9 protein-coding genes are annotated in these 10,338 nt (G+C 65.9%); 2 read left to right on the top strand and 7 right to left on the bottom strand.

Annotation, left to right across the window (positions count from 1 at the left end; all coding sequences use genetic code 11):
- Positions 1-818 (bottom strand): signal recognition particle protein (locus ACIRA7_RS11940; RefSeq protein WP_396221069.1); only part of this gene is annotated, 818 nt, incomplete at its 3' end.
- A 252-nt stretch (positions 819-1,070) separates the two neighbouring features.
- On the opposite strand from ACIRA7_RS11940, the gene lon reads away from it, so the two are divergent.
- Positions 1,071-3,566 (top strand): endopeptidase La, encoded by a 2,496-nt coding sequence (gene lon / locus ACIRA7_RS11935; protein ID WP_396221068.1) that lies wholly within the window; start codon positions 1,071-1,073, stop codon positions 3,564-3,566.
- A 10-nt stretch (positions 3,567-3,576) separates the two neighbouring features.
- Here lon and ACIRA7_RS11930 read toward each other — a convergent pair whose 3' ends face one another.
- From ACIRA7_RS11930 to ACIRA7_RS11915, 4 genes are read right to left on the bottom strand one after another with little or no spacing between them, the layout of a single operon-like run.
- Entirely contained in the window at positions 3,577-4,908 is a 1,332-nt protein-coding gene (locus ACIRA7_RS11930; protein ID WP_396221067.1) for a DUF445 domain-containing protein, read from the bottom strand.
- A 4-nt stretch (positions 4,909-4,912) separates the two neighbouring features.
- Entirely contained in the window at positions 4,913-6,229 is a 1,317-nt protein-coding gene (locus tag ACIRA7_RS11925) for a hypothetical protein (protein WP_396221066.1), read from the bottom strand.
- Between the two features lie 11 nt (positions 6,230-6,240).
- Positions 6,241-7,086, bottom strand: a complete 846-nt coding sequence (locus ACIRA7_RS11920; RefSeq protein WP_396221065.1) for a prepilin peptidase — start codon at positions 7,084-7,086, stop codon at positions 6,241-6,243.
- 52 nt (positions 7,087-7,138) lie between these two features.
- Positions 7,139-7,906 (bottom strand): TrmH family RNA methyltransferase, encoded by a 768-nt coding sequence (locus tag ACIRA7_RS11915; RefSeq protein ID WP_396221064.1) that lies wholly within the window; start codon positions 7,904-7,906, stop codon positions 7,139-7,141.
- A 111-nt stretch (positions 7,907-8,017) separates the two neighbouring features.
- Here ACIRA7_RS11915 and ACIRA7_RS11910 point away from each other — a divergent pair, with 111 nt between their 5' ends.
- Positions 8,018-8,854, top strand: a complete 837-nt coding sequence (locus tag ACIRA7_RS11910; protein WP_396221063.1) for a M48 family metallopeptidase — start codon at positions 8,018-8,020, stop codon at positions 8,852-8,854.
- A gap of 15 nt (positions 8,855-8,869) precedes the next feature.
- On the opposite strand, the gene ACIRA7_RS11905 is transcribed toward ACIRA7_RS11910, so the two are convergent.
- On the bottom strand, positions 8,870-9,700 hold the full coding sequence (locus ACIRA7_RS11905) for a purine-nucleoside phosphorylase (protein ID WP_396221070.1): 831 nt from the start codon (positions 9,698-9,700) through the stop codon (positions 8,870-8,872).
- A gap of 41 nt (positions 9,701-9,741) precedes the next feature.
- A partial coding sequence (locus tag ACIRA7_RS11900; protein ID WP_396221062.1) for an adenosine deaminase occupies positions 9,742-10,338 on the bottom strand: 597 nt, incomplete at its 5' end.

Raw genomic sequence — 10,338 nt, 5'->3', positions numbered from 1 at the left:
CCGATGTACTTGATCGGCTTCTTGAGCACGCCGTAGATCGACAGCGCGGCGCCACCGCGGGCATCGCCATCCAGCTTGGTCAGGATCACGCCGGTCACGTTCAGGGCCTCGTCGAAGCCCTGCGCGATCTTCACCGCATCCTGGCCGGTCATACCGTCGGCGACGAACAGGATTTCGTCGGGCTTGATCGCCGCTTTGAGCCGCTTGAGCTCGTCCATCATGTCGGCGTCAATCTGCAAACGACCGGCCGTGTCGATGATGACCACGCGGTCGCGCGCCCGCTCGCCCTGATCGATACCGGCCTTCGCGATCTTGACCACGTCCTTCGTGTCACGATCGGCGTACACCGGCACGTTCAGCGCCCGGCCGAGCGTCTCGAGCTGATCGATCGCGGCGGGGCGGTACACGTCCGCCGCCACCAGTCGCGTCGACTTATTCTCGAGCATCAGCTTGCGGGCGAGCTTACCGGCCGTCGTCGTCTTTCCCGACCCTTGCAGCCCCACCATCATGATGACCGTGGGCGGCACGGTGCTCATCTTGAGCCCCTCGCGCCGTTCGCCGAGCATCGCGGTGAGCTCGTCGTGGACGATCTTCACCAACTGCTGGGCGGGCTGGATCGTCTTGATCTGCAACACGCCGACGGCCTTCTGCTCCACCCGTTCAAGGAACTCACGGGTCAGCGAGAAGTTCACGTCGGCTTCGAGGAGGACGCGGCGAACCTCGCGCAGTCCGTCCTTGATGTCGGCATCGGTGAGAACGCCACGTCCGCGAAGTTTCGCGAAGACGTTCCCGAGTTTGTCTGAGAGCTCGTCGAACATAGACTGGAAAGGCTAACGGACGCGGTCTCGGCATACAACTATCACGGAGTGCCCCCCTGGCCCCGTCCCGTCACGGGGCGCCCCGAGGTCCGCCGGCCCGCCGCCGTGACGCCGCGACCCGGCCGTGGGCCCGGGGGGTGACGAAACAGGCCACCGCTGAAGCAACTTGCGTCGGAATCACGCGTTGTCGCCCTTTCGCCCCCGTCTAGATTTCCCCATTCGGTTCACGCTGTCACTTTCTACGGCCGTCACGTGTCACGATCGAATTCGCGGTTCGCTGGCATCCCGATGCCTCGTGGCCAGCGTAAGGAAGAAATTCTTCGCGCCGAGCTGCCCCCGACGCTGCCCTTGATGGCGCTGCGCTCCACGATCGTGTACCCGTTGGGGACGATCGCGGTGCAGATGGGCGCCCCCGAGAACCTCGCGCTGCTCCGTGCGCACGAGGAGTCCGGGCTGGTCGTGGCGCTGGTGGTCGCCTCCGGCGACGGGGACGACACGATCGATCCGCACAACTTCATCGGACGCGTGGGCGTGGCCGCCCGGGTGCACGAACGGATCAACCTGCCGGGCGATACGGTCCAGATCACGCTGCAGGGGCTCCGACGCATCACGATCGACGCGATCGACCAGGTGAACCCGTTCGCCATTGCGCAGATCCAAGGCGCCAAGGAAACGCCGGCCGATGCCATGGAGCTGGACGAGCTCGTGGCGCGCACGGTTGCCGCGGCGGAAACGCTGGCCGAGCTGGTGGATCGCATCCCGAACGAAGTGCCCCAGATCCTCAAGATGAATGTGTCCGATCCCGGACGCTTCGCTGATCTCGCGGCCACCAACATGAATCTGCGCATCTCCGACAAGGAGGAGGTGCTGCAGCGGCTCGACATCGGACATCGCATCCGCTTCATCCTCTCACGCCTCGAGCGCGAAGTCGCCCGCGCCCGCGTGATGGAGGACGTGAAGAAGCAGACCGAGGTCAAGATCGAGCAGCATCAGCGCGAGTTCTATCTCCGGCAGCAGCTGAGGGCGATTCAGTCCGAACTGGGCGAGGCCGATCCGAACGAAAAGGAATCGGTCGATCTGCTGCGTCGCATCGACGAAGCACAGCTTCCGGAAAAGGTGGCCAGTGAGGCGCGCCGCGAAACGGAACGCCTGCGTATGCTCTCGCCCGCGTCCAGCGAGTATCAGGTGTTGCGCACGTATCTCGACTGGGTGCTGGCGCTCCCGTGGCATCAGCGCAGCGCCGACGATCAGGAGATCGTGCTGGCCAAGGTCGAAGACGCACTCGGCGATCGCCATTATGGACTCGATGAGGCCAAGGAGCGCATCATCGAGTACCTTGCCGTGCGGAAGCTGCGCGGCGGTGATCCCACCGGCCCCATTCTCTGTTTTGTAGGACCGCCGGGTACCGGCAAGACCTCGCTGGGCGAGGCGATCGCCAACTCCATCGGCCGCGAGTTCTATCGTATCTCGGTGGGTGGCGTGCGCGACGAAGCCGAGATCCGTGGACACCGGCGTACGTACGTGGGCGCCATGCCCGGCCTGCTCATTCAGGCATTACGGCGCGTGGAAGTGCGCGACCCGGTCATCATGATCGACGAGATCGACAAGATGAGCAATGGCGGCAACTCCGGTGATCCCACCGCCGCCATGCTCGAAGTGCTCGACCCGTCGCAGAACACCACGTTCGTCGATCACTACCTGAACCTGCCATTCGACCTGTCGAGCGTGTTGTTCATCTGCACCGCGAACAACCTGTACGACATTCCCGGTCCGTTGCGCGATCGTATGGAAGTGATCCGCATTGCCGGCTACACGATCGAAGAAAAGGTCGAGATCGCGCAGCGCTACCTCATGCCGCGCCTGCTCGACGATCACGGGCTCACCACCGACGACATTCACGTGCCCGAGGGCACGCTGGGATTCATCACCAGCCGCTACTCGCGGGAAGCCGGTCTCCGCACCTTCGAACGCTCGCTCGCGTCGTTGCTCCGCAAGCGCGCCCGCGCCAAGGCCGACGGTGACATGAGCGCGTGGGAGATCGGCATCGAGCGCGCCGAAGAGATCCTCGGCACGCCGCGCTTCTCCATGGAAGAAGCGGAGATGGAGCCGGAAATCGGCGCCGTAACCGGCCTCGCCTGGACCAGCACCGGTGGTGACATCATGACCATCGAAGCGCTGCGCATGCCAGGCAACGGCAAGCTCACCGTGACTGGTCAGCTCGGCGATGTGATGCGCGAGTCGGTCGATGCGGCGTATTCGTTTGTCCGGTCGCGCGCCACCACGCTGGGCATCGAGGACAGCGAGTTCCGCGACTCCGACATGCACCTGCACTTCCCCGCCGGCTCCATTCCGAAAGACGGCCCGTCGGCCGGCATCGCGGTCACGCTGGCGCTCGCCAGCGCGCTGTCTCGCCGCCCCGTGCGTCGCGACCTCGCCCTCACCGGCGAAGTCACGCTACGCGGACGCGTGCTCGAAATCGGTGGCGTGAAGGAGAAGGTGCTGGCGGCGTATCGCGCCGGGCTGCGCGAAGTCATCATGCCCAAGGGCAACGAGAAAGACGTCCGCGATGTGCCACAGGAAGTACGCGACAAGATGGCGTTCACCTTCGCCGCCACCATGGACGAAGTGCTGCATCTGGCGCTGTTGCCGCATGCGGATACGCATCCGGCGGATGCGATGCCGTTGAATTCCAGCAGTGCGGTGATCGCGAACGACGGCCCCGCAGCGACGGCGGCCGACGCGTGGTGACGCGACACGCCTAACGGTTCAGCACCAGCCCCACGGAGTACAGGATCAGCCCCACCAGTCCGCCCACGATGGTGCCGTTGATCCGGATGAACTGCAGATCGCGCCCGATCTGCAGTTCGATTTTGCGGGAGGTCGCATCGGCATCCCACGCCGCCACGGTGGCCGAGATCAGCTTCGCGACTTCCTCGCGGGCCTGCTCCACCGAGTACGACACGATCTCCACGATCCAGCCATTTACCTTGGCCGACAACACGGGATCCTCGAGCACTTTCTGTCCGAGGCCGGCCAGCCACTGCTCGAGCTGGTCGGGCTCCTGCGCCGCATCGTCGGCAAGCCGTTCGGCGTAATTGGCTATCTTCTCCTTCACATCGCCCCACACCTCGCGCGAGAAGTCCGCAACACCAGGGTGGGCCAGCACATCGAGCTTGATCTGTTCGAAGCGTGCGATCGTTTCCGGATTCTCGCGTAAGGAGACCACGAAGCGGTCCACCGCCTCGTCGTAACGTTGACGCAGCGGATGGTCGGGGTCAGCCGCCACCGCCACCAACGTCTTTTCCACCCCGCTCACGATCTTGTCGCCCACGCGACTGTCAACCGCGCCAGGCACCCACCACGGGCTCTCCGCCTTCACCTTCTCGCGGATCATCGCCTCGTTCTCGTACAGGAACTTGGCGGCCAGGCGCAGGGCATCGTCCAGCAGGGCCTGATGCCGTCCACCCGTGGTCATAAGCTCGAAGAGGCGCGCCATGAGTGGGGCCGCCTGCATGCGTCGCAACCGTGATACGACGCCGCGATCGACCATCTCCTGCACATCCTCGTCGCGCATCACGCCAACCGCGCCCGAGAGTCCATGTGCCGCATGCCGCGCCAGCCGACGACTGTTCTCCGGCTGCGCCAACCACTGCGCCGCGCGGTCACCCAGCTTCATCGCCGCGATCTTGCCCGTCACCACCTCGCGCGTGAGGAAATTCCGCTGCACGAAATTGCCGAGCGCCGTGCCGATACGGTCTTTCCGCGACGCCACGATCGCGGTGTGGGGAATCGGGATACCGAGCGGATGCCGGAACAGCGCCGTCACGGCGAACCAGTCGGCGATGCCACCCACCATGGCCGCCTCGGCAAACGCCCGCACGAAGCCCACCCACGGGTACTGCGACTCAAGCCAGCGCGTGACCACGAACAGCAGCGCGACCCCAACCAGCATGAGCGTGGCGACGCGCTTCATCTTCACCAGCCGGACGCGTTTGAGTTCGTCGTCGGGCGTGATCTGCAGCGCAGGGGGGACTCCGGCTGGGCCCCCGGCGGGCACCGCTGCCGAGACCGTGACCGGCTCGATCGCCATACGGCTAACGGACGACGGTGATGCCGGCCGGGTCGATCAGCGTGGCGCCGATCTTTGCGGGAGTATCCATGTACATCACTACGGGCTGGCCGCTGACCTGTTGCAGGGTGAGCCGCACCGTCCGCGCCGACCGCGTGCCCTTGGCCGGCACGTCGTACTGGCGCGAGGTGGCACCGGCCGGGAACTCGACGCGCGCCATCTCGTAGCGCCGACGGGCGGCATCACCCACCAGATCGAGAAAGTCGGCGGCGTCCACGGCCGAGTCCCACGCTGTGGCCCACACCAGCGCATCACCGTCGGACGTACGAATCACGGCGTACTTGTCGCCATCGCCGCCACCGGCACCACGACGCGCCAGCGCCTCATCCTTCAGATGCTGCACCAGCAGCAACCGCGTTTCGAACTCACCAAAGCTGTTGCTGTACAGCACCGTGCCCGTGCGCGGCGCCGGCAACGTGACCGTGACCGGCAGATCGCGCGTGGCCGTACTGTCGGTGAAATACGCCGCGTCGTTCAGGATCTGTTTGGTGGAGATCGGCAAGTCGAGCAGCAACTCCTTCTCCGGACGCTTCTCGATGAAACGCCGCACGAAGTCGGCGCCACCGAGGTAGGGAAACAACAACCCTTCGCGCACAGCGCGCGGTGCGGCCGAAAACACCGGCATCCCCGTTTGCGCGTCCTTCATGGCATCCCGAATGCGATCCCATCCTCCGGGCATCTTGAGCATTGGCCCCGCATTCGGATCCATGCGCAGCTGCAGAAATACCGCCTGCCCTTCCAACACGGATTGCGCGGCGGATTGGCGATCGGCGTTGTCCACCTGCGCCTGCACCGAATCGATCTTCACGTACTGATCCTGCAGCGCGTGCACCAACTCGTGGGACACCGTCTGCCGCAGCATGACCGGCGCGGCACCATCCACCACGTAAAGCACCTTGGTGGCGGGATCGTAGTACCCCACGATCTGCTCCTCGAGCAGCTTCTGCAGCAGCGCCAGCAGATTCATCGTGTCGGGCACCATGCCGAGCAGCTTGTACGCCGACTCTTGCCCGGCCAGCTGCGTGCGCGCGCGCTCACTCTCGAGCTGCTGCCGCACGAACTTCGCGACCTCATCGCGCGTGCGCGATTCGATCTTCGGAGGTGTCTTGAATGGCAGTCCCGTTTCCTGCTCGATCTTCGGTACGAACTCCGCCACGAGCTCGGCGTACGGCCCTTCCCCCTTCGGCGTCTTGTCGCCACAGGCGACGAGCGCGGTGAGGGAAACGCTGGCACCGAGCAAACAGGCTCGGCGACGAATCGAGGCGGAAAGAATGGCTCGCATCAGAATCCGTATCAGGTCGGGAACGCGCGCTGCAGATACCACGCAATGAGGGGTTCTCCCCAAAGCAAGACCAGCATCGCGGCAGGCGCAAGGAACACCCCGAACGGCACGTCGGGGAACTCGAACTCCGCGTCCGTACCACGCGTGCGCCACTTCACGATCGGCCCTACGATCAGGAGAAACACCACCGCGCCCACAAAGGCACCCACGATGATCGTCAGCAGCGACCGCTCGGCGCCCAGCGCGGCGCCCACCACCGCCATCAGCGTGGTGTCGCCGAAGCCCATCGCCTCGCGCTTCATGATCACTTCGGCCAGCCATCCGATGATCGTGATCGCCCCCGCACCGGCGCACGCGCCGATGAAGGCGGCCCAGGGCGACGCGAAGTGCGACGACTCGCCGATGAAGAAGTTCGCGATCGCGGCCCCGAACACCAGCACCAGTCCGCTGATCGTGAATCCGTCGGGAATCAGATAGGTCATCGCATCCGTCACCGCAATGCCGAACAGGACCGTGCCGAACACCGCCACCCGCAACGCCTCGAACGTCAGCCCGAAGGCCACGAAGCTCGCCACCCAACCCAGCGCAACAATCAGTTCGACCGCCGGATACTGGATCGAAATGGGAAGGCTGCACCCGCGGCACTTTCCGCGCAGCAGCAACCAACTGAGGAGCGGAATGTTCTCGTGCCAGGCGATCGCCCGCTCGCACTTCGGACAGCGCGATCGAGGGCGGACGACACTGAGTTCGGCCGGCCAGCGCGAGATGCAGACGTTCAGGAACGACCCGATCGAGGCGCCGAGCACGAACACCGGCAGCAGGACGAGTGTGACGAAATCAACGGGAAGAGGCGGCACGGAATTGGGTGAAGGCGAGACAGCGAACAGCGGAGCGACGACGGGGCGGCGGTTAGCCGAGGCGCAGCGCGTGCAGCAGGATTCCCGTTGCCACCGCCACATTCAACGACTCGATGCCGGGCGCCATCCGGATTGCCACCCGCGACGTCACCGCCGCGGAAACCTGTGCCGACAACCCAGCCCCTTCGTTGCTCACCACGAGCGCCAGATGCGCCGGCAGCGAGACCGTCGGTACTTGATCGAGAGGGACCCCATCGGTGTCCGCCGCCCACACCGGCACGGCGTGCGTCGTGGCAAATTCCGCGAACGCCTCCCACGACATCGGTAACGCCGGGTGCACGAAGAGTGCGCCCATCGTGCTACGGACGACTTTGGCGTTCCAGAGGTCAACGGTTCCGGGCAGCGCCACCGTTGCGGTCACGCCCAGCGCGGCCGCGGTCCGAATGACCGTGCCCACATTGCCCGGGTCCTGGAGGGCATCCAGCACCAGGAATCGACTGGCGGCGCCTTCTGGGGCCCGCAGCGTCCGTTCCGGGATCGGCGCCACGGCCAGCACTCCCTGCGGCGTATCGGTGTCGGCTGCGCTCTCCAGCTCGGCGTCGCTCACCTCGGCCACGGTGACCCCCCGTCCTTCGGCGGCCAGCACCAGCTCCCGACCGCGGGGCTGCTCCTGCAGGCCGGCCGTGACCAGCAGCCCGTCCACCGGCAATCCCGACGCCAGCAGCGCCTCGACCGTACGCACCCCTTCCGCCACGAATCGATGCTGCCGCTCGCGCGCCTTCCGGCGCTGCAGGTCACGAGCCAAAGTCAGTAGCTTCACGGAGGCAAACGGGTACGAGTGGGGTATGCCGAAGGGTGTGGCGTTGGCCATGCGCCAGCGCGGCCACCCCGCACCGTGCGGTCACACCAGATATTCGGACAGGCGACAGCCATGCGTGAGAATACACGACGGAAGGGCAAGTTGGCGATGATCGGCCTCGCGGTCTCGCTCGCGACCATACCGCTGGCGATGGTGGCGTGCGTACCGCCGACCCAAGAGGAGGTCACGATGGGCAACGACTACGCCCAGCAGGTCGAGCGCGAGTTACCCATCATCCGCGACCCTGACATCGTGCGCTACGTCAACGTCCTCGGCGATTCCATTGCCCGGGTCTCCGATGATCGCGCCCTGACGTGGCACTTCAACGTGGTCGACCAGGCCGACATCAACGCGTTCGCGGTGCCCGGTGGCCACATCTACGTGTATCGCGGACTCATCGAGAAGACCACCAACATGTCGGAACTCGCCGGCGTCCTGGGGCACGAAATCGCCCACGTGACCCTGCGCCATAGTATGCAGCAGATGGCCAAGGCCCAGCGCGCCAACATCGGGCTGACGGGACTCTGCCTGTTCGTCCCGTCGGCCTGTCAGGGCGTGGCCGGCGCGGTCGTGCAGGTGGGTGCGCAAGCCGGCTTCGCGAAGTTCAGTCGCGACGATGAAACCGCGGCAGATAAGGCCGGCGTGACGTACGTCACGCGCGCCGGTATCGACCCGCGCGGCATGCCAAGCATGTTCCGCATTCTGATTGCCGAACGGCAACGCAACCCGAGCGGCGTGGATGCCTTCTTCGCCTCGCACCCCCTCGAAGAGAGCCGCGTCGCCAACACCGAGGCGGAGATCGCGCCGATCAATCCGGTGGTGCTCAAGTCGCTCACCCGCGACACCCCGGCGTTTCAGGCGTTCAAGTCGCGCCTCATGGGACTGCCGCGCACCCCCGCCCGGCGCTAGTCGCGACGGGGGGCGCTACGGCAGTCGCCCAACGAATTCCGTAACGAGCGCCTCGAAACGGCCGGCCACCGCGCGCCCGGCTTCCATGACGTCGCCGTGATCGAGCTTCTCGATGGAAAGACCGGCCGCTTTGTTCGTGATGCACGACACGGCGGCCACCCGCATACCGAGGGCCCTGGCCACGATCACCTCGGGGACCGTCGACATGCCGACGGCATCGACACCGAGCCGCTCCAGCATTCGTACTTCGGCCGGCGTTTCGTAGGTGGGACCCAGCAACCCGCAGTACACCCCATCCTGCAGCGGAACGCCCACGGCCCGTGCCGACTCGTGCAGCAGCGCGCGCAGTCCCACGTCGTAAGGGTCGGACATATCGGGGAAGCGTTCATCACCCGGCTCGACCGCGCCGAACAGCGGATTGCGGAACATCAGATTCATGTGGTCGGAGATCACCATGAGATCCCCGGGGTTGAACGTGCGCCGCACGCCACCCGCCGCGTTCGAGGCGAGGTAGACCTCGACACCGAGCGCATGCATCACCCGCACCGGGAAGGCGGCCAGAGCCGCATCATGTCCTTCGTACATGTGGAAGCGGCCGGCCAGGGCGATCACCGGTCGTCCCCCCAACAGGCCGACCAGCAGCTGACCAGCGTGCCCGGCCACCGTGGCCGACGGGAATCCCGGCACCTGCGAGAACGGAATGCGCACGGCCCGCTCGAGACGGTCGGCCAATCCCCCCAATCCCGACCCCAGCACAATGCCGCACACCGGCACCGGTGCGTCGGAACCGAGACGCTGCCGGATGTAATCCGCCGCGACCGCCGCGGCCGCCGCCCCCGGCGCCATCTGCTGCGCTTCGAACGACTGCGTCACGTACGCACGCTCGCTCATCGCATCACCGTGATGTCGTCGGCCATGGCCAGGAGATCGCCGACCTCGATCGCGATCCGTTCGCGCAGGGACTCACGTTCCACGTGCGGCAGAAACGCGGAATCGAACGACGTGATGGCGAGCATCGCCAGCGTGTCGAGATCGAAGTTGAGATGCTGGGCGCAGCGCACGTACTCGTCAGTCAGCGAGACGCCGCTCATCAGGCGGTTGTCGGTGTTGATCGTGACCACCGCCCCCATCACCACATAGCGCGCCAGCGGATGCTCGGCGAAGGTGGGCACGACGCGTGTCTGCACATTGCTGGTGGGGCACACCTCGAGGGTGATGCGGTGATCGATCACGTACGCTTCCAGCGACGGATCCTCGCGCAGCCGCGTGCCATGTCCGATGCGATCGGCGGCGCACCGATGCAGCGCCTCGCGAATACTGGCGGGCCCATCCCCCTCGCCCGCGTGCACCGTGACCGCGAGATCATGCTGGCGCGCGAAGTCGAAGGCCAGCGCATGCGCTGAGGCCGGGTTCCCCAACTCGCCACCGGCCAGGTCGAACGCCACCACCCCCCGGCCCTTGTATGCCACCGCCAGCTCGGCCAT

Origin of the sequence: Gemmatimonas sp. (genome assembly GCF_044376735.1) — a bacterium.
Lineage (GTDB): Bacteria > Gemmatimonadota > Gemmatimonadetes > Gemmatimonadales > Gemmatimonadaceae > Gemmatimonas.
Note: the sequence above shows the minus strand (reverse complement) of the source record. Positions and strands in the feature narration are given on the sequence as shown.